Genomic DNA, 26,042 nt, shown 5'->3' on the forward strand with positions numbered 1-26,042 from the left:
CGACAGGCTCAAGCCAGCATCGCTTTCAGCAGCCAAGTCCCGGCAGGCCCCAGCCGATGCCGTCTCGACCATACCGCATCGACGGCAATCTGCCTTGGCCAGCCATGCACGTTCAGCTCGTGCAGCGAGCCGCCCGCGAAGCGATCGACCAGCCAGCGTGGGATAGGCGCCCAACCGAAGCCGCGCTGGGCCATTTCCATCAACATCAAGTAGCTGGGCGCGGCCCATGAGCGGCCATGCGTTTGCGTTCCTTGTGGATTGAGCACCGTGGCGAGGCGCAGTTCGCGGTATTGCCGAAGTTTGCCAGCATGAATGCGCATTTCGATGGCGAGTGGATGGGACTTGGCGACGAACAGTGCAATTTCTGTTCTCTCTGCAACCGTGCCAAAGCCGATATCGGTCGGATAGCTGTGTTGCTGCTCGACAAAACCGATCTGTGCACGCCCGCTCTGGACCAGTGCGATGAGGTCTGTGCATTCGGCAATCAGACATTCCAGTTCGATGTCGGGATAGTGCTGCTGAAACGCGTTCAGCATGTCTTCGAAGCGATCCGACTGATAGGTGTCGGACAGCGCAACGCTCAAGCGTGCTTCCTGCCCCTGGGCCAATGTGCTGGCCGCATGACTCAACTGGCTGTATGCGGCCAATATCTCCTCCGCTCTGCGTAGGACGACCTCGCCTTGTTCGGTCAGCGTCGGTTTTCGGCTGCTGCGGTCGAACAGTTCCAGGCCAAGATCGATCTCCAGATTCGCGATGGCCGTGCTGATCGTCGATTGACTTTTGCCCAGTTTGCGGGCTGCGGCGGAAAACGAACCCAGGCTGGCAGATTCGGCAAAGGCAAGCAGTACGTCAGGACTGGGATTCACGGTCTATCGATATGGTCGATGTTTATTGGTTAAAAAGTATTGGTGATTCCGGTGATGATGGCAAGCATCAAGCTTGATCAAACCCCTATGCCACCGAGTTCTATGCAAAACAAGTCGCTTCGAGAACGTCTGTTGCAAGCGCTGGGGTTTGAACTCCTTGCCATCTTGCTCTGCACGCCCTTGTTCTCCTGGATCATGGGTACGTCATGGATGCGAATGGGCGCACTTACTGTGGCGAGCAGCGCCATCGCCGTGCTTTGGAACATGATCTTCAATGTCGTGTTTGATCGGCTTCGGTGGCGCCACGCATTGCCCAAGGGCATGGGTATTGACGCGATTTGGCGCGCCGCGCATGCAGTGCTGTTCGAAGGCGGTTTGTTGCTGATCACAGTTCCCCTGGCAGCCTGGTGGCTGGGCATCGGTTTCGTTGCTGCCGTCTTGCTCGACCTCGGCCTGCTCCTGTTCTTCTTGCCCTACACCTATGCCTACCACTGGGCCTACGACGTGCTGCGCGAAAAATCGCGCTCAGGCTGTGGTTGAGGGGGCGATTTGTGCTGCTACATCCTGCAACAGTCGAGTCGGGCCCAGTGAGCGCGAAAGTCTTTGCTGGCGCAGCTCATCGGTGCTCGCACGGTGTCATGCATCAGGCCTTGTGCCGCCAGTGCCGCCTTCACCGGACCGGGGTTCGGTTCGGAAAACAGGGCGCGTATGAAGGGTGCCAAGCCATGAAAATATGCGCGCGCTTCAGCCAGCCGGCCTGCGCTGACAGCTTGGTGCAAGGCGACGAAGCGCCCGGTGTGCAGGTGCGCGCTGGCAGCGATGGCGCCACTGCCGCCCAGACACAGCGTGGAAAAGATTTGCAGATCCTCCCCGGCGAGGATCTGTAGCCGACTGTCGAGGATGAGCGCCAGGGTTTTGTCGGGCGAGCCGCTGCAATCCTTCACGGCCCGGATCCGGGGATGCGCGGCCAAGGCCAGCATGGTCTCGGTGTCGATCTGCACGCCCGTGCGGTAGGGTATGTCGTAGACGATCAAAGGGTGGTCACTGAGGTCCGCTAGATCGAGGAAATGCCGGCGTATCCCATCTTGTCCGGGGCGAACGTAATAAGGTGCGGGGACGAGCAGGCCAGCTAGCCTCCGGGCATTCATGCGGGGCATGCTGGCACGCAGATGGGCCGCGTTGTTTCCGGCAAGGCCGGCGGCGACCGGAATTCTTCCTGCGGCGGCCAGCACCGTGTCGAGCACGGCGTCCTTCTCGGCGTCGTCCAGTGCCGAGGGCTCACCTGTGGTGCCCAGGGCCACGAAACCTGATACGCCTGCAGCGCTCAAGTGTTGCACTAAGCGGTGCAGCGCGGCGTGGTCCACCGCAGTACCGTCCGTGGTGAATGGGGTGACGAGCGGCACCCAGATTCCAGTGAAAGCAGACATGCATTTCTCCAAGTAACGACCGTTTGAAACCGATCAGTTCTCGGGAAGGAGATGTGGGTGTTGCCTTGTCGCCGTCCCGTCGTTCTGACGGAACAGCGCTCCGGTCAGATGAGCGGCTGTTTTTTGGATTTGAGGTGTGCGGCGCGCGTTACGTCGGAGTCGCAGTGCGTGGCGACTGGCGCAAAAATGACTGCTGAACGGTAGACAGGCATGGGTCCAGTATATCGGCGCATGGCCACGTTGCAGTCCGCTTGTGGTGCAACACACCACGGCGCGGCCTGCGCCTCGCACTGCATCCGCCCAAAGCCCCGGCGCGGATGCAGACAGAGCGTGAACAGGCCCTAGATCCAATACTGTTCAGATACGTAGGATTGGTGTTGGCTGATGGTGTTGATGGAGTACCTCTCCGCGATGTCGGAGGTTGTAGTTGCTCATTTTGCGTTTGACGCCGCGCGGGTTGGTCCGACCTCGGCTGCTCACGCAGCGACCGCGGGCGATTTCCTCGAACAAGGCGTCGCGCCAGCAAGGCAGTCGCTCAGGGGGGAATGGCCGCGGCCTGCGGCATTTTTCGCTTGATCACTCGCACTGCGTGGGTGAAGCTCAAGCGATCCGGATCGAGTCCGCGTGGCCAGGCGGCTTGCGCCATGATTTGGCGAATCGCGAAGTGCGCCAGAAGCAGTCCCCAAAGTTCCTGCCTCACCAGTTCCGGTGTCTTGCTTCGCAGGACGGTGCTGTTGGCTCGCAGGTGCGTCTTGAATTCGGCGAAGACGCTCTCGACTTCCCAGCGTTCGTGGTAGAGCGCCGCCAGCTCGAGCGCCGGAGCATCCTCGGGATCCAGGATGTTGGTGACCAATCGGTAGCTGTCCTGTGTTGGCGTGGCGGAGTTGGTCAACAGGTACTCGACGATCCGAATCGTTTGCCCGACGCGCTCGCTCCTGCGATCGTCGCTGTCGAACACCGTACTGAGATAGGAGCCGTCCGGCAGCGCTTTTTCAATCGGCAGTTTGCTCGTAGACGGCACTCGCCATGCCAGTTTGGCACCGGTGGCGCACGCGATCTGCCAGAGCTTGAATCCGTAGAAGCCGCGGTCGGCAAGCACGAGCATGTTTGCTGTCAACTTCTGGGGCAGCAGTCGGCTCGCCATGACGCGTTCGCTCTGGCTGTAGGGGCCGATGTCGGCGGCCACAACGGCGTGGGTGCCGCACTCGACCAAGCCCAGCAGCCGGGCCTGTGGAAAGGCGCTCTGTCCGCGTGTGGCACTCGGGTAGCCGAAGTAAGAGGCGTTGGCCGCCTCGTCCGCCACGTCCATGCCGCTGCCATCCAAAGCCATCACGCGCAGCCCGCGATACCAAGCTCCAGGTGCCCCGGGCGCTGCAAGCGGCCGCAACACCCGATCAGCCAGTTGATGCATGACCTCGGCACCGAGCCGCGTGCGCGCCTGCGAAATCGCCGACTTGCTGGCCTGGACTGCACCAGCCCGGCTATCGCCGAGCCATTGCAGGCCCTCGCAAACGACGCGCAGAACCTCCTCCAGCGGCGCCTCCCGCCACAGCGCCAACGCCATCACGTAGTACACCACCGCCGGCGCTGGAAGAAGACGCTCGCGCTGGCTTGCTCGGCCTGTCTCGCTTAGCACCTCCTCGATCAGCGCCCGCGGACAAACGCTGGCCAAAACCCCCGCGCTGATCAGGTGTGCCACGTCAACCTGGGCCGGTAACGCCTTGCGTGTCCTGGCCATGCCTCATCCTCATCGACACCTCGATGAGGATGAATTATGACTGATTGCCTGCTATCTGAACAGTATTGGCCCTAGATCGGCGTGTCGCCGGCCGCGAAGATGAACCTCTATTCCTCGGACCGGCGTTCGATATGCTTGTGCGTTTTGCACGCGCCAGGGCGTGCGCCTGTCTGCATGGAGCCAAGCATGACCTCGCCATCCCGTCTCGGAACCCCTCTTTCCCCTTCTGCGCTTCGCGTCATGCTGCTCGGCGCGGGAGAACTGGGCAAGGAGGTGATCATCGCCCTGCAGCGCCTGGGGGTGGAGGTGATCGCGGTGGACCGCTACGCAAACGCACCGGGGCAGCAGGTGGCGCATCGGGCGCATGTCATCGACATGACCGACCCGGCGGCGCTGCGCGCGCTGGTGGAAGCGGAGCGGCCGCATCTGATCGTGCCGGAAATCGAAGCCATCGCCACAGCGGCGTTGTTGGAGATCGAGGCCGAGGGGCTGGCCGAGGTCATTCCCACGGCGCGCGCGGCGCAACTCACGATGAACCGCGAAGGCATACGCCGCCTGGCGGCCGAGGAACTGGGGCTGGCGACCTCGCCTTACGCCTTCGCCGACACCGTGCAGCAACTGCAGGCGGCGATCGACGCCGGGATCGGCTACCCCTGCGTGGTCAAGCCCGTGATGTCGTCATCCGGCAAGGGGCAATCGGTGCTGCGCGGACCGGCCGACGTGCAGCGTGCCTGGGACTACGCCATGACCGGCAGCCGGGTGCAGCAGGCGCGGGTGATCGTCGAGGGTTTCATCAATTTCGATTATGAGGTCACCCTGCTTACCGTGCGTGCGGTGAACCCGGCCACGGGCGAGGTGGCCACCGCGTTTTGCGAGCCCATCGGCCATCTGCAGGTGGACGGCGATTATGTCGAATCCTGGCAGCCGCAGCCCATGTCGCCGCTGGCGCTGGAGCGCTCGCGCAGCATCGCCGAGCGCGTCACCACGGCACTGGGCGGGCGCGGCATTTTCGGCGTGGAGCTGTTCGTGCGCGGCGACGCGGTGTGGTTCTCCGAGGTCAGCCCACGCCCGCACGACACCGGCTTGGTCACGCTGTGCTCGCAGCGCCAGTCCGAATTCGAGCTGCACGCCCGCGCTATCCTCGGTCTTCCGGTCGACACCACGCTGCGCGAGCCCGGCGCCTCTGCCGTCATCTACGGCGGCCTGGACGCCAAGGGCATCGCTTTCGAAGGCGTGGCCGAAGCCCTGGCGGTGCCGCGCGCCGACCTGCGCTTGTTCGGCAAGCCCGAGAGCTTCGTCAAGCGGCGCATGGGCGTGGCCTTGGCCGCTGGCGCCGACACCGACCAAGCGCGCAGCCGGGCGAAGCAGGCGGCGGCCTGCGTGCGTCCGGTCCAAGGCGTTTAGCGCGGCGTTGCGCCGGGGACGGCGCGATTCGGGTGGACGGTCATCCGTCCTGATCGGGGTCGACATCCGCCCACGCAGCCTGGCGCTGCGCGTCCCGGCCTTCTTCGGCGCGCAGCCCGCGCCAGATGACCCAGGCCAAGGCCACGAGGGCTGCGGCCATCCCCGCATCGATGATCCATTCCGGCATGCTCGCATCTCCAAGATGGCGCAAAGACCTGACTCGTCGGGACGCCGCCCTGGCTGTTTCAGGGCGGCTCCCGTCCCGGGGAGCGAGGCTTCGCCGCCTGTTCCGGGTCCCGACGTCGCCGGCTCGAACCTTGGGCGGCCTGGCTTGATCAAGGCCGCGGCGGCAGGCGCAAGAGCGGTAGGGAACCTGTCGACCAAGATAAGTCTGGTTTCGTCGCCTGGCCTTGCTCCAAGACAAGAAAGGGCGATGCCGGGCACCGCAGCCTAGGCCTGCGACGTAGGTATCTGCTTCGGCCGGTAGATGGCCGCCCAGAAGGACAGGACGGCGACGATATTGCCCGAGAAGAACACCACCCAGAACAGGGCCAGGTGGGACAACAGGCCGAACTGCCCCATGCCGATGGCTGCGATCAGCGCGAGGCTCGCGGCCATGCTGCTGGTGCCGGGCCACTTGGCGAAATCGCGTCGTCTTGACCACAAGGCCAGCGCGATGACCGCAGCCGCCGCGGCGTAGACCAGCCACCGCGAGGTTTCCACCCGCGAGAAATCGAGCACCGCCGCATAGGACAGCCAGATGCCGATGAGGGTTGCAATCAGATTGGGCACCATGGTTTTCATGCCTCCGGAAGTTGATGCAATTGATGGAGATGGCGCCAGGCCAGGCTGGGGATGACGCTGCAGAACAGCCCTGTGGCCACCAACAGAAGTTTCCACGCCAGCGCCAGCGGGCTGAGCCACCACAACCCGGCGACGACCAGGCACTGGGCGGCGTAGCTGACGTAGCCGGCGGCCTGCAGCGCCCGGCTGCGGCGCATTTTCCCCGCCGCGTACAGCATGGCGTAAAGGCCGGCGAAAATCACGAACGCTCCCAGCAGTGTCGCGGTCGGAAGCAAGGCTTGCGGGTTCATCGCGGCACCCCCGCGCTGCGCACGACCCCGCCATGCGGGGTTTCGTCCGTCTTCGGGCGGCCGTGCGACGGGCTCAAGGTGGGCACCCCCGCGCTGCGCACGACCCCGCCGTGCGGGGTATCGCCCGTCTTCGGGCGGCCGTGCGACGGGCTCAAGCCGGCACCCCCGCGCTGTGCGCGACCCCGCCGTGCGGGGCTTCGCCCGTCTTCGGAACGGCCGTGCGACGGGCTCATGGATGGGCTCCCACGGCCAAGGACTGGGGCGGTTCGGCCTGCTGGACGCGGCGGCCTTTGCCGAAGGTGGCCAGGTCGTAGATCAGGATCAGGTAGCCCAGGGCGAACAGCGCGCCGAAGGCCAGCCGCACGTACATCCCCTCGACGAACCAGGAACTGCCCTGAGCGCTGATGTAGGCCTGCACGGTCGAGCCGCCCAGCGCGCGTTCGTAGAAGGCTTGCGCCATTCCCGAAATGAGCAGGCCGCCGACCATGCCGATCAGGCCGATATTCAGCAGCGCGAAAGCCCATTTCCAGGCGCTTCCGTTGACGCTCTGCGCGCCGCGAGCCTTGGCCAGGATGATGTAGAACACCGAAATCAGGCCGCAGACATAGGCCCCCCACCAGGCGAAGTGGCCATGCGAGACGGTCCATTGCGTACCGTGGGTGAACAGGTTGATCTGCGGCAGGGTCATCATGAAGCCGAAGACGCCGGCACCGAAAAAGTTGCCGAAGGCTTCGGCGAACATCCAGTAGAAGGCCGGCCGGTTGCTGCTTTGCATGCGGTGCACGCCGGCGTCATAGACGGCGTGGATGACCATGCCCACCAGCGGTAGCGGCTCGAGGGCGGAGAAGAAGCCGCCGATGCCGAACCAGTATTGCGGCGTGCCGATCCAGTAGTAGTGATGGCCCAGCCCAAGGATTCCGGACCCCATGACCAGGGCGATGGTGATGTACAGCCAGGTCTCCACGATGCGCCGCGGCGTATTGAGCATCTGCATCAGCGCCCACGCCATGATGCAGGCGATCAGCACCTCCCAGGTCGCCTCCACCCACAGGTGCACCAGCCACCACCACCAGTACATGTCCTTCACCATGTTCGTCTCCGCCGGGAAGGCGTCGAGATAGAGGACGAACAGCGGAATCAGGTCGACGATCAGCACCGCGAGGATGCCGGTCATCTTGCGCGCCTTGATGGCCGTGGCGATCACGTTGTACATGAAGGTCGCGACGACGAGCACGATGCCGATCGCGGCCCAGCGCGGAGCCTCGACGTATTTCCGGCCCTGGTTGATGAACCAGAGGCTGAAGGCGTTGGCATGGCCGTACTGGACGAAGATGAACACGCCGGCGACCACCACCACCGCCAGGCAGAACACGTAGAACATGATTTCGCCCAGGCGGATGCCGACCACCTCGTGGCCGACCTCATCGGGCAGGAACCAGTACACGGCACCGAAGAATCCCATCAGATTCCAGATGACCAGGGTGTCGATGTGCAGGATCTTGGTCGTGCTGAACTCCAGTGTGTTGAACAGGAATTGCGGCTGGATGTAGTAGACGGCCGCCATCAGCCCGGCGACGATCATGACCCCGAACAGGGCGAAGGCGACCACGAAATACTTGATGGCCAGTTTTTGCGATAAGTACATGGCGTCTCCCCCTTACTGTTGTTGTGACGCGTTGTTGAAATTGGCCGGAAAGCCGTTGGTGTTGATGCTGGAGAGCCATTTCAGATACGCGACCACCGCCTCGGCGCTGCTTTGGCTGAGCTGCAGATTCGGCATCTCGCGGCTCCAGGTCGGATAGCGCTCGGGATGCATCAGAAACTTCACCATCGCTTCCTCCTTGGTCTTGCTCTGGGTCATCGGCATCCACTGCGCCTTCCACGCCGGGTCGAGCCAGGACTTGGTCAGATCCGGCGCGTAGTACGCGCCATTGCCCAGGAAGGTGTGGCAATCGATGCAGGCCCGGCTTTGGATGACCAGTTTGCCCTGGCCGATCAGCGCGCTCGCCTGAGCCGCGTCGTAGCGCTTGCCGAACAGCAGTTGCTCGCCGCCGATGACCGGCATGTCCTGGTCTTTCTCGGGGTCGTATTGGTAGGAAATCTGATGGTTGATCACCGTATAGGGCGGCACATGCCCGCCGCCGCCTGCCGTGATCACCGCGAGACTGTTCGCGGAGAGGAATCCCAGGATGACCAGCATCACCAGCGTGGCGCTGATCGCCCCCGCCCGCCAGAATGCGGGATCTTTCGTGTACATGTTTCCCCCTTTCTCAGAGAAGTGCGTCCATCAAGGACCTTGTCAAACATCCAAAGCGCGCCACGCCTCGGGGATGTTCTCGATGCTCGATACGGGTGGCGTCATGCTGGCCTGTCCAAGCGGTGGCGGGGCGTTGAATTGGTAGAATGGATGCCAATATAAATCGCCATTGTGGCAAAAGCAATACCTATTCAAGATGCGATTAACAGCCTTTTCCGACTACGGCATGCGCGTTCTGCTCGTGCTCGCCAGCAGCGACCGCCCGAGCTGGTCGAGCGCCGAACTTGCAACCAAGCTCGAAGTCTCGCGGGACCACTTGATCAAGGTGGTGCAGCGCCTGGCTGCCGCCGGCTACGTGCAGACCGCGAGGGGCGCAGGCGGCGGCGTGTCGTTGGCGCGCGCGCCAAAATCCATCCGGCTGGGCGAGGTCTTGCGCTGGATGGAGGAGGGCCAGGCCCTGGTGGAATGTTTTCGTGACGACGGAGGCGGTTGTTGCCTGCAGCCCATGTGCCAACTGCGCAGCCGGCTGGACCTGGCGCGGCGGGCGTTCTACACCGAGATGGACCGCAGCACGCTGGCCGACTGCGTCACCGCGCCTTTGCGCGAGTTCTCGCGTGTCGAGTTTCAGTTGAAGCCGGCATGACCGCGGGGCCGCCGTCGCTGCCGGACGCTCAGGCTCCGGACCCGTCCCGGCAGGCATCTGGCCGGCGCACGAAGACCTTGCCAACCCTTGTCCTGCGCGAAGACGAGATGGTTTTCAGCGCGATTCGGGCGCAGGGCGCAGGGGGCCAGAACGTCAACAAGGTCTCCAGCGCGATGCATCTGCGTTTTTCCATCCGCGCGTCCTCGCTGCCCGAGGAGATCAAGGCGCGGCTGCTGGCGCTGAACGACCAAAGGATCAACGCGGACGGCGTGGTGGTGATCAAGGCCCAGACCAGCCGCAGCCGGGAGCAGAACAAGGCCGAGGCGATGGCGCGGCTGCAGGTTCTGGTGAACAGCGCGGCCAAGGTGCCCGAACCTCGCAGGCCCACGCGCCCGACGCGCAGTTCGCAGCGCAAGCGTCTCGAGGCGAAGACCACGCGCGGTGGCGTCAAGCGGTTGCGGGGCCGGGTTTGCGCGAGCGATTAGGGCCTGCTCACGCTCGCCTTTGGCGGAGTCCGTGCGCGCGGCGCAGGTTGCCCGGCGCAGGGCGGCTACGATTGCGGCGATACGGTTCGTAACAATCGTGGGCCTGCCTCTGCCCTGTAGGGTGTAGGCCTGATCCGCCGACCCGACGCCATCGCCCCGTGGGGCCGAGCGTCCGCCACCGGAGCAAGCGCATGCCTGATCACGACGCCCTGGAGCAGCAGTTGGCCATCATCGAGGCACGACTGGCGCGGCTGGAAAAACTGCTGAGGTTGTCCGTGCCGGAACCGGCTTCCGTGACCCAGCCTCCCGCCGCGTCGAGCGAGGGCCCGGCGTCCTTGTCGCCGCCCGCATCGCCCGCGCCGCTGGCCGCACCCTTTGCCCTGCAGGAGCCGGACAGCGCCGCGCGGCCCCAGCGCGCGTCTTCGTCCGCGCCGAGCCTCGACACCACCCAACTGCTCGGCTGGAGCGGCGCCACCGCGCTGGTGCTGGCGGCGATCTACCTGATTCGTCTGGGCATCGACAGCGGCTGGCTGACGCCGGTGCGCCAGCTCGTCCTTGCCACCCTGGGCGCCGGCGGCTTGATCGGTGGCGGCCTCCTGCTGCGCCGGCACGACCGCCAGTACGCCGCCTTTCTTCCCGCGGCCGGCGTGGTGGTGCTGTTCGCCACGGTTTACGCGGCGCACCTCTACTACGGCCTGATCGGCGGCCAGGCAGCCGCTCTCGGGGTCATCGCCATCGCCCTGCTCGCACTCGGCCTTGGCACCTCGTTCGACAGCGAGTTGTATGCGTTGTTCGCGGTGCTCGGCTCCTACACCGGGCCGCTGTTCCTGCCGGATCTGCGCGGCGCCATGGGCGATCTGGTGATCTACTTCAGCGTCTGGAGCCTGGTGTTTTCGGCCTATGCTCTGAAGTCGCGGCGCCGCGTGGTCTATCTGCTGGCGATGTACCTCGCACTGATCGTGTTCTCGCTGTTGTTCACGCGATACCTGCGCGAGTCCTGGGAGGGGGCGCTGCTGTTCCAGTCGCTGCAGTTCGGCATCTTCCTGAGCACCGCCGTGTTGTTTTCGGTGCGGCTCGGGCGTCCGCTGGAGTTTGCCGAGGCCTGGGCCCATTTCCCGGCGCTGCTGTTGTTCTACGCCTTGCAATACGACCTGCTCGATCGCCACCTGCATGCCTGGGCGCCGTGGATCGCCCTGGGCACCGCGGCGCTCCTGCTGGGCGCCTACCTGCTCGCCCGCATGAGCCTGGGTGCGCAGAGCCAGGCCGGGCGCGCGCTGGTCAGCGCCTACATCGCGCTGGTGCTGTTTCACGCGGTCTATCTCGATCTGCTGCCGCCGTTCGCGCAGCCCTGGGTCGGCCTGGCCATCCTCGGCATCCTGCCGTGGCTCGCGCGCAAGCGGGAGGATTCCGAAGGCCTGCTGGCGCGTTGGCCTTTTTTGCTGGCCGGCGGCCTGATCCTGCTGCTCAACCTCGCCAACGTCCTGCTCGACAAGGCATTCACCCAGGCTCCGGTCAGCCCCTTGCTGCAGGTGCTTTATCCCGCCATGAGCTATGTCGCCTACCTGGGATTGCGCCGCGACCGCAGGCTCGCCCAGGCGGCGCAGCTGTTGCTGGCGCTTGCCCACTTGTCGGCCATGACCGCCGCCGTGCGCCTGATCGACATCGCCGCGCTGGCCTCCGTGGCCTGGCTGGCGGTCGCCACCCTGGCCCTGGCGGCGGGCTTCGTCCTGCGCGACCGGGTCCTGGGGCAGTCCTCCTTGCTGCTATTCCTGCTTGCGGGCTTGAAGATCGTGCTGTTCGACCTGGCGAACACCGCGCCCCTGCTGCGGGTGGTCGTGTTGCTGGTGCTGGGCCTGTCGCTCTACGGAGGCGGCTGGGTGTATCGCAAGCTCCCGCAGGCGGCGGTGGGCGTTTCGGAGTGAGTCGCCGTCGTCTGCAAGCTTCGCGTCCGGCTGGCTGCGCCGCATGGGCTGCCGGGGTTGGCCGAAGGTAATATGCATGTTTCCTGATTTATGCGCGTGTTGATGCACGCGCGTCAGAGGGCGATCCATGGCGTTGGACATGCGTGGCTTGACGTTTCGCGAATCGTTGCATACGCGCTTCGTCCTGGGGCTGGGGGCCGTGCTCCTGCCTTTTTTGGTGGCCATGGGTATTGGCTACGCCTACCTGCTTCCAGCCTTGGTCAGCCCGCTCGACAACATCGTGAGGGTGTTTGCCGAGCAGCAGGCCCCGGCGATGCAACTGCAAACGGCGCTGCTCCAGGCGGCCATGCCGGTCAACGACTATCTGATCAACGGCCAAGAGGATGAACAGGAACTGTTCGCGCGCCTGCGTCAGAAAGTCGATAGGGCTTTTCAGGCCGTACAGCAGGCGCATTCGACGCCTGACGATGTGCATCTCGAATTGACGTCTGCGCGCGAGCAGTGGGGGCTGGCGCTGCGCCTGGGCGAGAAGATCCTGCGCGTTCCCGACCCGATCGGGAACGCGGACGCGGCCCAGGAGATGAAGCGCTTCGATGCGCATATTGATCAAGCGGTGACTTCGCTGGAGGAAGTGCAGTACCACTTCCGCCAGGTGATCGACGCAAGCCGAGCGCAGGCGATCAGGACCCGCATGGCAACCTTGTGGGCGTCCTTCGCGGTTTTCGGGGCGGCCATCGCCGTGTCCCTGTTTGCCGCCCTGGCCCTGGCGCGTTCGGTGACGAACCCGGTGGACGTGCTGCAACGGGGCGTCAAGCAGTTGGCCGCCGGGAAGTTGTCGCATCGGATCGACTTTCAGCGTCATGACGAACTGGGCGAGTTGGCCGCCGCGTTCAACGCGATGGCCTCGGCCTTGGAAAAAAACCAGGCCGAACTGACGGAGCTGGCCACGCTCGACGGACTGACCGGCCTCTACAACCACCGCACCTTCTATGTTCTGCTGCGTGGTGAACTTGCGCGCGCCCAACGCTTCAATCGCCCGGTTTCGCTGCTGCTGCTCGACATCGACCACTTCAAGTCCGTGAATGACACCTATGGACACCAGGCCGGGGACGCGGTTCTGAAGGATTTGGGCGCCTTGCTGGGCCGCGAGGCGCGGGAGATTGACCGCATCTGCCGCTACGGCGGTGAAGAAATCACCATCATCCTGCCCGAAACCGACATCGACGCCGCGGCGGGCATCGCCGAGCGCCTGCGCGCGAGCGTGCAGGCGCATACGTTCGCCGCCGGAAACGGCGCGTCCCTGCACTTGACCGTCAGCATCGGGGCGGCCTCATGGCCGCTGCACGCGAGCAACATCCAGGGCCTGGTGTCCGAGGCGGATGCGGCGATGTACGCGGCCAAACAGGCGGGGAGAAACCGGGTCGTGCGCTACGACCCGGCGCTTGACGCGCAGGCGCCGTAATTCTGACCCTGATACGTACACCATGATCCGGATTCGACGCTTCCAACCCGCCGATTGGCCCCGCGTGTGGGCCATGTTGCAGGCCACCCTGGCCACAGCGGAGCAATACGCCTTCGCCCCGGACAGCACGGAGGCCGACATGCGCAAGGCCTGGACCGAGCTTCCGCTGGCCACCTATGTCGCGACCTCCGACGCCGGCGCCGTCGTCGGCACCTACTACATCAAGCCCAACCAGCCTGGCCTGGGGGCGCATGTGTGCAATTGCGGCTATCTCGTGGCCAGCGAGGCGCGCGGCCGGGGCGTGGCGTCGGCGATGTGCGAGCACTCCCAGGCCGAGGCCGTCGCGCACGGCTTTCGCGCCATGCAGTTCAACCTGGTCGTGTCGACCAATGCGGGCGCGGTGCGCCTGTGGCAGAAGCTGGGTTTTCGCATCGTCGGCACGCTGCCGGGCGCGTTCCACCACGGCCGGCTGGGGGACGTGGACGCATATGTCATGTTCAAGCAACTGGCGGCGCCGCGCTCCGGTTCCGAGCACGCGCAACGGGCAAGCTGAGCCGGGGCCGCCGGCGCGCCGCACGCGGTCAGGCCGGCATGTCGATGCTGTGATCCAGCCGGGCCAGGTGCCTGAGGCCGAAGCGCCCTGGCGCCAGCGCGGCGATCAGGTCCTGCTCGACCGGCGCCGGCTCTCCTTCGATGTGCGTGGCGATGCATGCCGCGGCCAGCGCGGCAAGGGTCAGGCCGCGGGAACCCATCGCCGCGCTGAGGTACAGGCCGGGCAGGGGAGGCAGTTCGTATGCCGGGCGGTGCAGGGCGGCGGGGCCGAGACGGCCGAGCGCGGCCCAGTCCGGCCAGGGTCCGGCGCAAGGCAGGCGGTCGTGCGCCACCGCGCGCACGCCATGAAACCGTCGGGCGGCGGCCGGCGCTGTCGCGGGCAAGGCTCCGACCATGGATTGCAGGCCGCCGACGATCTCGGCCCACGCCTGCTCGGCCGGCATCGGCCGGGCCGGATCGTTCTCGTAGGTCGCGCCGAGCAAAAGCCAGCGCGTGCCGGCCGGCAGGCCGCATGCCTGCACGGCGGCGTCCGGCAAGGGCAGGGCGTAGCCGTCGCCCAGGATGCCCCGCCGCAAGCCGCGCAGAGGCCCGAGCTCGGCGGCCGGGACGATGAAAGCCTGCCCGGCCTGCGCGCGCAGGGGCAGACGGGGCAGGCCGGAAGCCAGGCCGCTCGCGTCGAGCAGGCGACTGGCATCCAGGGCATTGGCGACGATGCAGACCGGCGCTTGCGCCAGCACCCGGCCGTCGCCGTCCAGCGCCTGCCACGGTGGGCCGTCGGCGGTGGTCATGTCGGCCTCGGACGCAAGGCTGCGCGCCCAGCCCGGGCATGGCGCGCGCTGGAGCCGGTGGACGTGCGAGGCGTCGCGCCGCCGCACTCCCGGGGTGGATAGCCAGGCTTGCGCGAGGCCGCCGGCCGCCGCGATGCCTCCGGCGGCCCAGAGCCCGGGGCGATGGAGCGAAACGCCCGCCAGGGCGCTGGCCTGTGTCGCGTCCACGCGGTGCGCCACGTCGCGGGGAAGCGCCAAGGCCTGGGGGACGCTGCCGGCATCCCCGCGCGAAGCGCTATCGGTGCCGGTGTCGAGCAGGAGCACGCCGTCCCCCTGCCAGCATGCATCGCGCCCGGCGGCCGGCAGGGCGTCCCGCAACGCGGCGATTCCGGCGCGGGTGAGCCGCCCGAGGCGGTCGTCGTCGGGCGACAGGCGCACATGCGCCAGCCCGGCGGGCAGGGCGGAGGCGCCGCAGGCGGCGTGCCCGGCATCGAGCACGTCGACGATCCAGCCGCGCGAGGCCAGGGCCTGGGCGCATGCCGCCCCGGCCAGCCCGGCACCGATGACCATGGCGCGCCTGTCGGCTGCGGCGGGCAGGGCTGCGCGCGGTTCCACGCGCCTTGTGCGCCAACGCGGCGCATACGCGGCTTGCAGGCGCTCGGCCTTGCCGCCGTAGCCCTGGAGTTTGCGCACCTCGAAGCCGGCCTGACGCAGGGGGTCGCAAATCGCGCCGGCCACGCTGTAGCTGGCCAGGCGCGCCCCGGGACGCGCCAGTCTGGCTGCGGCCTTGAGCACGCCGGGCTCCCACATGGCGGGGTTGCGCGCCGGGGCGAAGCCGTCGAGATAGATGGCGTCCGCGCCGAGTTCCAGGCGGGGCAGCAGCTCGCGCACATCGCCCAGGGCCAGGGTCAGGCGCACGCGGCCCTGGGCGAAGCGGAGCTGGTGCAGTCCGCGCACGGGCGGGGGCCAGGCGGCGGCCAGTTCCTGCGCCAGATCGCGCAGCGCCGGTTTGGCGCAGGCCAGAAGATCGGCGGCGGCCAGCGGGTGCAGTTCGACGCTGACGTAGTGCAGGGTGGAGCTGCGCTGCGGGTCGTCGAGCCAGGCTTGCCAGGTGGCGAGAAAGTTGGTGCCCAGGCCGAAGCCGGTTTCCAGCACGACGAACTGCGCGCGCCCGGCCCACGCTGGCGGGGTGTCGAGCAGGCCGCAGCCCGCCAGGTACACGGCACGCGCCTGGCCCAGGGCGCCGGCGCGGCTGGCGTAGATGTCGCCGTAGCGCGTGCTGTAGGGGCGGCCCTCGGCGTCGCGCGCAAGCGGCTCGGGATGGATGGGGACGGGTTGACTCAAGGGCTGGCGGCCGGTGCGGTGGCGATGCGGCGGGGCGCGCGGTTCAGCCCTGTGAGTCGGCGGCGTCCGCGTCCAGCCCGTGCGCGCCGGTCTCGGTGAGGATGAGGTCGAGCAGCTGGTCGTGCGGCTCGGCGCGCAGGTCGTCGAGTTCGCAGGCCGCATACGCCAGGCCGATGGTGTAGACCTCGCTGCGGCCGGCCAGGTAACGGTCGTAGTACCCGCCGCCATAGCCCAGCCGCAGGCCGGCTTCGACGAAGCCCACGCAGGGCACGAGCAGGGTGTCGGGTTCGGCGGTGGCTGCCGCGTGCGCAGGTTCGTCGATGCCGTAGGCGCCGGCTTGCAGGGCATCGCCGGGCATCCAGGGAACGAAGCGCATGCGGCGCGCCCGGGCGTCCACCACCGGAAGGGCGAAGCGCACGCCGGGCAAGGCTCGCGCCAGCTGGGCCAGGATCGGCAGCGGGTCGAATTCGCCGCGCATGGCGCAATAAGCGCCCAGGCACGCGGGGCGCAGCGCGATGAGCTTGCGCAGCAAGGCGGCGCCCAGGGCCGCATCCTTGGTGTCGCGGTCTTCGAGACGTTCGCGCCTGGCGAGGAGTTCGCGCCTGAGCGCGGCGCGGTCTTGCCCATGGGCGCCAGTCGGAATAGCGGTAGGGGAATCGGGGCTCACTGTAAGCTAGGGGGTATGGAGTGTGCCGACATGGTTTCGCGTATTGTGCCCCTGCCCATGCGCTTCCAGCCGGGGCCGGGAAAGCGGTGGGAGTTCTGGGGGAAGCTGGCGAGCCTGATTTCAGCCCTGGCCATGCTTGCAACCCTCGGGACCGTGGCGCGAGCGCAAGCCTCTGCGGGCGCGTCGGATGCCTCGGACGCCATCCACGCGGCCAGCCCGGCCCTCGTCGGCGACCCGGTTGGCCAGCTCGTCCAGGACGCCTGGCAGGCGTTCCAGCGCGGCGACCCCAAGCCGGCACAGCAGGCCTTGCCCCGGCTGCGCGGCAATCTGCTCGAGCCCTGGGTGGCGTACTGGGCGATCCAGCCCACCCTGAGCACCATGACCGAGGCGGATTTCGACCGTTTTGCCCAGGCCTATCCCCATACCTATGTGCTGGATCGCCTGCGCAACGACTGGTTGCTCGAACTCGGCAAGCGCCAGGACTGGGACGATTTCGCCCGGGTCGAGCCCGACTTCATCATGCGCGACGACCCGCAGGTGCAGTGCTATGCGCTGCAGCGCGAGTTCGAAACCGAGAACCGCGACACCAGCGCCGCGTTGCTGCCGCTGTGGACCGCGCAGAAATACGGAGGCGCCGGCTGCAACAGCGCCGCCAAGAGCCTGCTCGCGGCGGGCAAGATCAGCCAGCACCAGCTCTGGATGCGCCTGCGCCGGTTTTTCAAGGACGAGCAGTTCAAAGCCGCGCTGGGCTTTGCACCCTATTTGCCGGTAGGCGCCTGGGCCGGCATCAACGATGCGGCAAGAACGCCCTTGCGCATGGTGCTCGACGCCGCGCGGTCTCGCGCACTGCCCCATGGCATGCAGCGGCAGCTCTTGGTGCTGGCCATGCTGCGCCTGGGCGAGCAGGATCCGCAACAGACCATGCGGCTCTTGCTGACGCGCTTCACCGACTTGTCGCCTGAGGAACGCGCCGAGATTGCCTACCTTGCCGCGCGCAGCGGGGCTTTGCAGCTGTTGCCGGACGCGGCGCTGTGGTTCAGCCAGGCGCGCGACATGGACCCCAGCTACCACCCTGGGAATTCCACCCTGGAGTGGATGGTGCGCGCCGCGCTGCGCGTGCGCGACTGGACCCTGGTCGAACGGGCCAGCCGCGATTTCGAGGGCTCCGAGGCCCAGCGCCCGGACTGGATCTACTGGCACGCGATGGCGCAGCGCCAACTCGGTCATCCCATCGAGGCTCAGGCCCTGTTCGCCCAGATCGCTTCGCCCTGGAGCTACTACGGTCAGCTCGCCACGGAGGCCCTGGGCATGCCCATCAGCCTGCCCGCCTCGCTATCTCCGCCGCGCGCGCGGGCGGTGGAGCAGCAAGCCGAACGCCCAGGGCTGCGCAGCGCGCTGGCGCTGTTCCAGCTCAACATCTACTCGCCCGCGGTGCGCGAGTGGAATTTCACGTTGCGTGGCTTGAACAGCGACCAGATCCATGCCGCCGCGCAGGTGGCTTGCGACCAGAAGGTTTGGCTGCTGTGCATCAACACCAGCGAGCGCGTCAAGGGCGGCGTGGACTGGTCGCAGCGCTACGCCATGCCCTACCGCACGGCCATCGCCGCGGCGGCGAAGTCCACCGGGGTCAATGAAGCCTTCCTGTACGGGCTGATCCGGCAGGAGTCGCGTTTCATCGCCGGCATCCGTTCCTGGGCCGGCGCCAACGGCTTGATGCAGCTCATGCCCGCCACGGCGCGCTGGGTCGCGCGCAAGATCGGCATGGGCGATTACACCCAGGACCGCATCATCGACGTGGGCACCAACGTCACGCTGGGTTCGGCCTATCTGGACATGCTGTTGCATCGCTTCGGCGGCTCCGAGGCGATGGCCGCCGCCGGCTACAACGCCGGCCCGACGCGGCCTGCCCGTTGGCGCGACATGGGCTTGCCCATGTCGCCCGAGGTGTCGGGCGCCATCTTCGCCGAGAACATTCCGATTCCCGAGACGCGCGACTACGTCAAGCACGTGCTGGCCAATGCCACGGTGTATGCGGCGTTGCTGACGGGGCAGCCGCAATCTCTAAAATCGCGTCTCGGCGAGGTCGGCCCGGCGCTTTTGCAGCAGGCCGACGCCGAGCCGCTGCCTTGACACGCCATGCGTGTCCGAGCCCGGCGCGGCGCGGGCATCTCGAACTTCAAACCAAACAGGGATGATCATGCAAAACATCGTGGTGTTCGGGGGCGCGGGCTTCATCGGCTCGCAGCTGGTGGCGCGGCTCAGCGCAGCGGGCTGCCGCGTGCTGGTGCCCACGCGCCGGCGCGAACGGGCCAAGCATCTGCTGCCCCTGCCCACGGTCGACGTGGTGCAGATCGACACCTTCGACACCGCCACGCTCGAGCGTCTGCTGCAAGGCCAGGACGCGGCCGTCAATCTGATCGGCATCCTGCACGGCCGCCGCGGCCAGCCCTATGGCGAGGATTTCAACATCGCCCACGTGCGCCTGCCGCAGAATCTGGCCGCCGCATGCGTGGCCACCGGGGCGAATCGTCTGGTGCATGTCAGCGCGCTTGGCGCGGACCCGCAAGGGCCTTCCATGTACCTGCGCTCCAAGGGCGATGGCGAAGCCGCGATCCGCAAGCAGCAGGGCTTGCGCTGGACCATCCTGCGGCCCTCGGTGGTGTTCGGCCCGCAAGACCGCTTCCTCAACCTGTTCGCCAGCCTGCAGCGCCTGCTGCCGGTGATGCTGCTGGGCGGTGCGAAGGCTCGTTTCGCTCCGGTGTACGTGGGCGACGTGGTGCAGGCCGCCGTGCACGCGCTGATCGGCCCCAAGGCCGATGACACCGTGGGCCGGATCTACGAGCTCACGGGTCCCGCGGACTACGCCTTGGCCGAGTTGGTGAAGCTGGCCGGCATCTGGGCCGGGGTCAACCACGGCCGCGGCCGCCCCGTCATTGGCCTGCCCGGCCCGCTGGCGAGGCTGCTGGCGCTGTTGATGGAACTGGCTCCCGGCGAGCCGCTGATGAGCCGCGACAACCTCGACTCCATGCGCGTGCCGAATGTCGCCGGGGGCGAGCTCCCCGGTTTCGCCGTGGAGTTGGGCGTGACGCATCCGCGCAGTCTGGAGTCCGTGGCCCCGATCTATCTGTCCGGACGCGATCCGCAGACCCGCTACGACCAGCTGCGCGCCACGGCCGGGCGCTAACGCGGCGGGCCACGTGCGGCGCCATGGCTGGGCCATGCGGTTTCGGCATGGCGGCCATGCAAACCCTGCGTTTGAACGTCCGGACCCTGCGCGGCAGAATGGCTGCCGTTGACCACCACGCGAAAGACAACCATGCTGACCCTGATCATCGGCAACAAGAACTATTCGTCATGGTCCATGCGGCCGTGGGTGTTGATGCGCCATTTCGGCATCGATTTCGCCGAGCGCCTGTTGCGCCTCTACGCTGCCGAGTTCCATGCCGCGCTGGCGCCCATCACGCCCACGCAGACCGTTCCGGTGCTGCTCGACGGCGACCTGGTCGTGCCCGATTCGCTCGCCATTGCCGAATACCTGGCCGAACGCCACCCCGAGCATGCGATATGGCCCGCTGATCCGGTGCTGCGTGCCCGGGCCCGGGTGCTGTGCGCGAACATGCATTCAGGTTTCCAGAACCTGCGCCAGCAGATGCCGATGAACATCGAGGCCGAGTTGCCCGGCCTCGGTTGGAACCTCGCGGTGCAGCGCGACATCGACCGCATCTGCGCCCTATGGGACGGCGCCCTCAAGATGAGCGGCGGCCCTTTCCTGTTCGGCGCGTTCGGCGCGGCGGATGCCTTTTACGCACCGGTGTGCACCCGCTTTCGGACCTACGCCCCCGAGCTGCCGGGCTTTGCCGCCGACTACGTGGACCGCGTGCTCGACGCGCCTGCCGTGCGCCAGTGGTGCGACGAGGGACGCGCCGAGCACGACTTTTTGCCGCAAGGCGAACCCTATCGGACCAGGCCTGGCCGGACCTAGCCTTTGGCCATCCGCACCGAGGGTGGCGGGCCCGCCGGGCCTGCCGTCCCGACCTTCCTTTTAGCCTCCTCCATCCGATATCCATGCTCAATGCCGCCCAGGAACGCGCCGTCTCGCACTTGAACGGCCCCTGCCTGGTCATCGCCGGCGCCGGCAGCGGCAAGACGCGGGTGATCACGCACAAGATCGCGCGCCTGCTCAAGGCCGGCTACGCCCCCGGCGAGATCGCCGCCATCACCTTCACCAACAAGGCTGCCGCCGAGATGCGCGAGCGCGCCAAGACCCTGCTGGACGACCGCAAGGCGGCCAAGGAACTGGTGATCTCCACCTTCCACGCCCTGGGCGTGCGCATGCTGCGCGAGGACGGCGAGGTGCTGGGGCTGAAGCCGGCGTTCTCCATCCTCGACAGCGACGACGTCGCCGGACTGATCCGCGAGGCGGGCGCCACCACCGATGCCAAGCTCGCGCGCCAGTGGCAATGGCGCATCAGCCAGTGGAAAAGCGCCTTGCTCGACCCGCATACCGCGGCGGCCCAGGCGCAGAGCCCGGAGGACGCGCAGGTGGCCAAGGTCTGGCTGCGCTACGCCGAGCAGCTGTCGGCCTACCAGGCGGTGGACTTCGACGACCTGATGGTGCTGCCGCTGCGCCTGCTGCGCGAACATGCCGACGTGCGGGCGCGCTGGCAGCAGCGCCTGCGCTACCTGCTGGTGGACGAATACCAGGACACCAGCGACGCGCAGTACCAGCTGCTCAAGCTGCTGGCGGGCGACGCCGGGCGCTTCACCGCGGTAGGCGACGACGACCAGAGCATCTACGGCTGGCGCGGCGCCACGCTCGACAACCTGCGCCAGCTGCCGCTGGACTATCCCGCGCTGGAGGTCATCAAGCTGGAGCAGAACTACCGTTCCACCAACGCCATCCTGCGCGCGGCCAACGCGGTGATCGCCTCCAACCCCAAGCTGTTTCCCAAGCAGCTGTGGAGCGACCATGGCGAGGGCGACGCGGTGGAGGTGCGCGAGGCCGACAGCGACGACGAGGAGGCCGAGCGCATCGCCGCGCGCATCCAGGCGCTGCGCGGCGGGCGCAACGCCAAGCTGTCGGACATCGCCGTGCTCTACCGCGCGAATCACCAGTCGCGCCCCATCGAGCAGGCGCTGCGCAAGGCCAATATTCCTTACACCGTGAGCGGCGGCCAGAGCTTTTTCGATCGCGCCGAGATCAAGGATGTGTGCGCCTACCTGCGCCTGCTGGCCAACCCAGACGACGACCCGGCATTCTTGCGCGCCGTCACCACCCCCAAGCGCGGCATCGGCGCGGCCACGCTCAAGAGCCTGGGGGCATTCGCCTCGCAGTGGAAGGTGTCGCTGTTCGACGCCTTGTTCCGCGACGCGCTGCCGACGGTGGTCGGCGCGCGCCACGCCGAGGGCCTGCGCGAGTTCGCCCGGCTGATGCACGACATCGAGTGGCGCGAGCGCACCGAGCCGGCCGGACCCCTGCTGCGCGAACTGCTCGCCACCATCGGCTACGAGGCGTATCTGCGCGAATCGGCGGAGAACGACCGCGAGGCCAGCCAGCGCTGGAGCAACGTGGGCGACTTCTGCGACTGGATCGCGCGCAAGTCCGAGGAGGACGGCGCCAGCCTCAAGCGCATGGCGCAGACCGTGGCGCTGATCACCCAGCTGGCCGAGCGCGGCGACCAGCAGGACGCGGTGACGCTGTCGACCCTGCACGCGGCCAAGGGCCTGGAGTGGCCGCATGTCTGGCTGGCCGGCTGCGAGGAAGGCCTGCTGCCGTTCTTCACCGAGGACCGGCCGCTGAGCGACACGGGGCTGGAGGAGGAGCGCAGGTTGATGTATGTGGGCATCACGCGCGCGCGCAGCACCCTGGTGCTGTCGCATTGCCGCAAGCGCCGCGCCGGGCGTAACGCGCGCGCCCCAGAACCCAGCCGCTTCCTGTCCGAACTGCGCGCCGAGTTGCCCAAGACCGATGGCCGGGCGGCGGCGCTGGCGCGCATCGCCGCGATGAAGATGCGCAAGCAGGGCGAGGAAAGCGGGGTGGAGGCGACCTGAGCGCGGCTCAGCTTGGCGCGTCTTGCCGATGCACGTCGTGCGTGACGAAGGGGCGCTCGGCGCTGGGCAGGTCGAACCAATGGGTGTGAGCGAGGGTGCGTTGCACCGTCTGCAGGCCGCTGTTCCAGTGGGCGCGCATGGTGGCGCGGCCGAACTGGAAGTCCTTGTCCTGGCCGTCGTAGGGTTTGTCCTTGTAGATCAGGTGGATGACGTTGTAGCGCTTGTCGCGCGCCATCTCCTCTACGCGGCTGCGCATTGGATCGTGGCTACGGCCGGTCTGCGGGATTTGTGCCAACAGGCCGCGCAGAATGCTGCGCTGTTCGTGCGCCCGCTCCAGCATGTCGGTCACGGCGCGCGTGCGGCTGGAGTACTGAATGTCCTTCATCCGTTCACCCACCTCGCCCAGATTGCTCGGCGGGTCGCCTTGGGCGCTCCACAAATCCACTTGGAACACTAGGGTGTGCGCATGCGGGTGCCCGCCCAGCACTTGCGTCAGCGGGGTGTTCGACACGAGGCCGCCATCCCAGTACAGATCGTCGGCGATGCGCACCGCTGGAAAGCCGGGCGGCAGCGCGCCCGAGGCCATGAAATGCTCCGGGCCCAGGCGCTGCTCGGTGGAGTCGAAATACTCCAGGTTGCCGGTGCGTATGTTGACCGCGCCGACCGAGACGCGCATCTCGCCGTTGTTGAGCCGGTCGAAATCCACCAGTTCTTCGAGCGTGTCGCGCAGCGGCGAGGTATCGTAGACGCTGGCCTGGTCGGGGCCGATGCCAGGCAGGGCGCGCGGCACGAAGAACCCCTTCTGCCCCTCCGCCAGCGCGCGCAGGCTTTGCAGCGGCGCCATCCACCGCAGCGCGTTCTCCGGCAGCAGTGATACCCAGGGCTCCTGCTCCCACAGCGTGGGCGGCAGCACGGGCGGCTGGGTGATGCGATGCCAGAATTCGCGCAGGCGCTCGGCGCGGCGGTGCGGGGGATTGCCGGCGATGATGGCGCAATGAAGGGAGCCGATGGAAATGCCCGCCACCCAGGTGGGCTGGATGCCGGCTTCCGCCAGTCCCTGCACCACCCCGGCCTGGTAGGCGCCCAAAGCGCCTCCGCCTTGCAGCACCAGCGCGATGTGCTCGTAGGCGGCCACGCGCGACAGCAGCGGGTTCGAGCCGGGTGGCTCGATCGCCAGCTTGGCCTGCGCTTGTTCGAGGGCTGCATCGAGGCGGCGCCCAGGCGCGGAAGCCGCTTTTTGAGGCGTCTTCGCCACCCGCTTGCCTTCTTGAACCGGAGCCTGCGCCGGCTTGGGCACCGTGGCGGAGGCCAAGGCCGCAGCGATGGCCTTGCGTGGCCTGCTGCGCGTGCGCGTTGGGACAGTCTCGCTCTTGGCGCTCATTGCATGCACCAGCCGTGGCTGATGATGACCGATTGTCCGGTGAGGGCTGCCGTCGGGAAGGCGGCGAGGAATAGCGCGAGTTGGGCCACGTCGTCCACCGTGGTGAACTCGCCGTCCACGGTGTCCTTGAGCATCACGTTCTTGATCACCTGCTCCTCGGTGATGTTCAGCTCCTTGGCCTGTTCGGGGATCTGCTTGTCCACCAGCGGGGTGCGCACGAAGCCGGGGCAGATGACGTGCGAGCGCACGCCCCTGGGCCCGCCTTCCTTGGCCAGCACGCGGGCCAGGCCCAGCAGTCCGTGCTTGGCCGTCACATAGGCGCTCTTGAGCTTGGACGCTTCGTGCGAATGCACCGAGCCCATGTAGATGACGACGCCGCCGCGGTCGTCCTTGTACATGCTCTTGAGCGCGGCCTTGGTGGTGAGGAAGGCGCCGTCGAGGTGGATGGCGAGCAGCTTCTTCCAGTCGGAGAAGGCGAAGTTTTCGATCGGGTTGACGATCTGGATGCCGGCGTTGGACACCAGGATGTCGATCGGGCCGAGCGCCGCCACCGCCTTGTCGAAGCCGGCGTTGACCTGCTCTTCGCTGGTGACATCCATCGCCACGCCCACGGCCTTGCCGCCGGCGGCCACGATCTCCTTGGCGGTGGCGTCGGCGCCCGCCTGGTTCATGTCCGCCACGGCCACGGCGCAGCCTGCCTTGGCGAACACCAGCGCCATGTTCTTGCCGATGCCGCTGGCCGCGCCGGTGATGAGCGCGGTCTTGCCTTGGAGTTGATGGGAAGTGTTTTGCATGGGATTCTCCTGGGTTGCGTTGTGCGAGGTGAGCATGCGCGTTTGCCGACCACGCGCGAGCCGAAACCAGCCTTGCTGTCTGTGCAAAGCACCATCCGAGTGTAGAGCCGTCAGGTGAAACGGCAGACCCCTGCCATGTTGCGTCAGGGGGCGCGGATGCATGCTTCTCCGGCATTGTGGCGTGTGCGCCTTAAGCCGTTCTGAACGGCGCAGGCGCGCCGCCCAGGAATTCAGAACACGAGCGTGCCTGCGCGGTCGAGGATGTCCATGATCAGGGTGCGCGGCACCGACTTCGACACGGGTTGGCCGACGTCTTGCAGCAGCACGAGGCTCAGGTGCCCGGACGAGCCGTCGTTCTGCACCGGCAGCAGCTCCAGCCAACGGTCCACCGGCGCCTGCGGCAGGTCCATCGGCAGACCGGTGTTCCGCAGCAGGGTCATGAAGCGTTGCGCCGAAGCGGTGGTTTGCATGCCGAGTTCATGCGAGATTTCAACCGCCACCGCCATGCCCAGGCCCAGGGCTTCGCCGTGCAGGTAACGGCCGTAACCCAGGATGGATTCGATCACGCTTGCAAGCGGCATGCCGAATTCCAGCGGCGAGGGCGATCTGCGCTGCACCCGGTCTTCGGCCTCGATGTCGCTGCGCAGTTGCTGGATGCGCTGCACGGCATGGGTGACCGCCTGCGGCTGCTGGGCGAGCAGGTCCTGAACGTGATGTTCGAGCCAGGCGAACAACTCGGCGTCGGCCACGGCTGCGCACTTGATCACCTCGGCAAGCCCGGCGGAGATTTCGCGCGCCGACTGTTCGCGCGGGCCGATGGCGGTGCGCAGGCTCTGCCCGAGGCGGGAGAACGCCGATTGTCGCGGCTCGGGTTTGGGGTCGGCGCGGCGCTGGCGCGCAGCCGGGTCGACCGTGGTGGCCGGACCTTCGGCGCCGGGCGCGGATTCGTGCACGACCGTGCGCGCCCGGATCCATCCATGTTGCTGCAAGGCGTCGAAACTGCCGAGATCGACACCGCTGGCGGACAGCAGCGCGTGCAGATCGGCATCGCTCTTGTTGCCGTCGATCATCAACAAGAGATTGCGCAAGGGGCGGGTGAGGTCGGGGTCGCGCGTTTGAAGGGCTTGCCGGCCCGTCTCGGTTTTTTCGTAGATCACGCTCATGTGCAAAGCCTCAGGCCACCGGGTT

General features: G+C 67.1%; 25 protein-coding genes. 11 read left to right on the plus strand and 14 right to left on the minus strand.

Translation table 11 applies throughout. The features are described from left to right. Positions 1–8: 8 nt before the first annotated feature. On the minus strand, positions 9–866 hold the full coding sequence (locus tag THIARS_RS07175) for a LysR family transcriptional regulator (RefSeq protein WP_094160019.1): 858 nt from the start codon (positions 864–866) through the stop codon (positions 9–11). A 54-nt stretch (positions 867–920) separates the two neighbouring features. Here THIARS_RS07175 and THIARS_RS07180 point away from each other — a divergent pair, with 54 nt between their 5' ends. Further along, entirely contained in the window at positions 921–1,406 is a 486-nt protein-coding gene (locus THIARS_RS07180; protein ID WP_245845621.1) for a multidrug/biocide efflux PACE transporter, read from the plus strand. Positions 1,407–1,423: 17 nt separating this feature from the next. On the opposite strand, the gene dapA is transcribed toward THIARS_RS07180, so the two are convergent. Together dapA and THIARS_RS07190 are read right to left on the minus strand one after the other, a co-directional pair. Beyond that, entirely contained in the window at positions 1,424–2,293 is an 870-nt protein-coding gene (dapA, locus tag THIARS_RS07185; RefSeq protein ID WP_094160021.1) for a 4-hydroxy-tetrahydrodipicolinate synthase, read from the minus strand. Positions 2,294–2,828: 535 nt separating this feature from the next. Continuing rightward, positions 2,829–4,031 (minus strand): IS4 family transposase, encoded by a 1,203-nt coding sequence (locus tag THIARS_RS07190; RefSeq protein WP_094159105.1) that lies wholly within the window; start codon positions 4,029–4,031, stop codon positions 2,829–2,831. A 186-nt stretch (positions 4,032–4,217) separates the two neighbouring features. On the opposite strand from THIARS_RS07190, the gene purT reads away from it, so the two are divergent. Next, complete coding sequence (gene purT, locus THIARS_RS07195) at positions 4,218–5,435, plus strand: formate-dependent phosphoribosylglycinamide formyltransferase (protein ID WP_094160678.1); 1,218 nt, start codon at positions 4,218–4,220, stop codon at positions 5,433–5,435. Positions 5,436–5,475: 40 nt separating this feature from the next. On the opposite strand, the gene THIARS_RS18580 is transcribed toward purT, so the two are convergent. The 6 genes from THIARS_RS18580 to THIARS_RS07215 all read right to left on the minus strand — a co-directional run bounded on the left by THIARS_RS18580 (position 5,476) and on the right by THIARS_RS07215 (position 8,786). Next, positions 5,476–5,622, minus strand: coding sequence for a hypothetical protein (locus tag THIARS_RS18580; protein WP_186436589.1), 147 nt, complete (start codon positions 5,620–5,622; stop codon positions 5,476–5,478). Between the two features lie 263 nt (positions 5,623–5,885). Next, positions 5,886–6,239: a hypothetical protein gene (locus THIARS_RS07200; protein ID WP_094160022.1), complete on the minus strand. Its 354-nt coding sequence runs from the start codon at positions 6,237–6,239 to the stop codon at positions 5,886–5,888. Continuing rightward, on the minus strand, positions 6,236–6,529 hold the full coding sequence (locus THIARS_RS07205) for a hypothetical protein (protein ID WP_094160023.1): 294 nt from the start codon (positions 6,527–6,529) through the stop codon (positions 6,236–6,238). The genes THIARS_RS07200 and THIARS_RS07205 overlap by 4 nt, the downstream gene beginning before the upstream one ends. Further along, positions 6,526–6,762, minus strand: coding sequence for a hypothetical protein (locus tag THIARS_RS18225; protein ID WP_141202352.1), 237 nt, complete (start codon positions 6,760–6,762; stop codon positions 6,526–6,528). The genes THIARS_RS07205 and THIARS_RS18225 overlap by 4 nt, the downstream gene beginning before the upstream one ends. Further along, positions 6,759–8,174, minus strand: coding sequence for a cbb3-type cytochrome c oxidase subunit I (locus THIARS_RS07210; RefSeq protein ID WP_094160024.1), 1,416 nt, complete (start codon positions 8,172–8,174; stop codon positions 6,759–6,761). Before THIARS_RS07210 ends, THIARS_RS18225 begins: the two co-directional genes overlap by 4 nt. Before the next feature lie 12 nt (positions 8,175–8,186). Then, positions 8,187–8,786 carry a c-type cytochrome gene (locus tag THIARS_RS07215; RefSeq protein ID WP_141202353.1) on the minus strand — a complete coding sequence of 200 codons (600 nt, stop codon included), beginning with the start codon at positions 8,784–8,786 and terminating at the stop codon, positions 8,187–8,189. 196 nt (positions 8,787–8,982) lie between these two features. Here THIARS_RS07215 and THIARS_RS07220 point away from each other — a divergent pair, with 196 nt between their 5' ends. The 5 genes from THIARS_RS07220 (at position 8,983) to THIARS_RS07240 (ending at position 13,851) form a co-directional block, all read left to right on the plus strand. After that, positions 8,983–9,429, plus strand: a complete 447-nt coding sequence (locus THIARS_RS07220) for an RrF2 family transcriptional regulator (protein ID WP_094160679.1) — start codon at positions 8,983–8,985, stop codon at positions 9,427–9,429. Between the two features lie 77 nt (positions 9,430–9,506). Then, complete coding sequence (arfB, locus tag THIARS_RS07225) at positions 9,507–9,914, plus strand: alternative ribosome rescue aminoacyl-tRNA hydrolase ArfB (RefSeq protein WP_281254185.1); 408 nt, start codon at positions 9,507–9,509, stop codon at positions 9,912–9,914. 191 nt (positions 9,915–10,105) lie between these two features. Beyond that, complete coding sequence (locus THIARS_RS07230) at positions 10,106–11,836, plus strand: DUF2339 domain-containing protein (RefSeq protein ID WP_141202354.1); 1,731 nt, start codon at positions 10,106–10,108, stop codon at positions 11,834–11,836. A gap of 127 nt (positions 11,837–11,963) precedes the next feature. Next, positions 11,964–13,298: a diguanylate cyclase gene (locus THIARS_RS07235; protein ID WP_094160027.1), complete on the plus strand. Its 1,335-nt coding sequence runs from the start codon at positions 11,964–11,966 to the stop codon at positions 13,296–13,298. A gap of 22 nt (positions 13,299–13,320) precedes the next feature. Beyond that, the gene (locus tag THIARS_RS07240; protein WP_094160028.1) at positions 13,321–13,851 is read left to right on the plus strand and encodes a GNAT family N-acetyltransferase; all 531 of its coding nucleotides are present in this window, start codon (positions 13,321–13,323) and stop codon (positions 13,849–13,851) included. A 28-nt stretch (positions 13,852–13,879) separates the two neighbouring features. On the opposite strand, the gene mnmC1 is transcribed toward THIARS_RS07240, so the two are convergent. Next, positions 13,880–15,961 (minus strand): FAD-dependent 5-carboxymethylaminomethyl-2-thiouridine(34) oxidoreductase MnmC1, encoded by a 2,082-nt coding sequence (gene mnmC1 / locus THIARS_RS07245; RefSeq protein ID WP_245845624.1) that lies wholly within the window; start codon positions 15,959–15,961, stop codon positions 13,880–13,882. Between the two features lie 43 nt (positions 15,962–16,004). Continuing rightward, positions 16,005–16,628: a 5-formyltetrahydrofolate cyclo-ligase gene (locus THIARS_RS07250; RefSeq protein ID WP_094160030.1), complete on the minus strand. Its 624-nt coding sequence runs from the start codon at positions 16,626–16,628 to the stop codon at positions 16,005–16,007. A 30-nt stretch (positions 16,629–16,658) separates the two neighbouring features. Here THIARS_RS07250 and THIARS_RS07255 point away from each other — a divergent pair, with 30 nt between their 5' ends. From THIARS_RS07255 to THIARS_RS07270, 4 genes are all read left to right on the plus strand, one after another. Beyond that, a complete protein-coding gene (locus THIARS_RS07255) occupies positions 16,659–18,758 on the plus strand; it encodes a lytic transglycosylase domain-containing protein (protein WP_245845627.1) in 2,100 nt (699 codons plus the stop codon). A 61-nt stretch (positions 18,759–18,819) separates the two neighbouring features. After that, entirely contained in the window at positions 18,820–19,812 is a 993-nt protein-coding gene (locus THIARS_RS07260; protein ID WP_094160031.1) for a complex I NDUFA9 subunit family protein, read from the plus strand. A 135-nt stretch (positions 19,813–19,947) separates the two neighbouring features. Continuing rightward, complete coding sequence (locus tag THIARS_RS07265) at positions 19,948–20,610, plus strand: glutathione S-transferase family protein (protein ID WP_094160681.1); 663 nt, start codon at positions 19,948–19,950, stop codon at positions 20,608–20,610. 83 nt (positions 20,611–20,693) lie between these two features. After that, positions 20,694–22,679 carry an ATP-dependent helicase gene (locus THIARS_RS07270; RefSeq protein WP_094160032.1) on the plus strand — a complete coding sequence of 662 codons (1,986 nt, stop codon included), beginning with the start codon at positions 20,694–20,696 and terminating at the stop codon, positions 22,677–22,679. A gap of 7 nt (positions 22,680–22,686) precedes the next feature. Here THIARS_RS07270 and THIARS_RS07275 read toward each other — a convergent pair whose 3' ends face one another. The 3 genes from THIARS_RS07275 to THIARS_RS07285 form a co-directional block, all read right to left on the minus strand. Continuing rightward, the gene (locus THIARS_RS07275) at positions 22,687–24,060 is read right to left on the minus strand and encodes a patatin-like phospholipase family protein (protein ID WP_094160033.1); all 1,374 of its coding nucleotides are present in this window, start codon (positions 24,058–24,060) and stop codon (positions 22,687–22,689) included. Further along, on the minus strand, positions 24,057–24,854 hold the full coding sequence (locus tag THIARS_RS07280) for a 3-hydroxybutyrate dehydrogenase (RefSeq protein ID WP_094160682.1): 798 nt from the start codon (positions 24,852–24,854) through the stop codon (positions 24,057–24,059). Before THIARS_RS07280 ends, THIARS_RS07275 begins: the two co-directional genes overlap by 4 nt. Before the next feature lie 230 nt (positions 24,855–25,084). Beyond that, the gene (locus tag THIARS_RS07285; RefSeq protein WP_094160034.1) at positions 25,085–26,017 is read right to left on the minus strand and encodes a 3-dehydroquinate synthase family protein; all 933 of its coding nucleotides are present in this window, start codon (positions 26,015–26,017) and stop codon (positions 25,085–25,087) included. Positions 26,018–26,042 lie beyond the last annotated feature (25 nt).

This window comes from Thiomonas delicata (assembly GCF_900088825.1).
In the GTDB taxonomy this organism is placed as follows: Bacteria; Pseudomonadota; Gammaproteobacteria; order Burkholderiales; family Burkholderiaceae_C; genus Thiomonas_A; species Thiomonas_A delicata.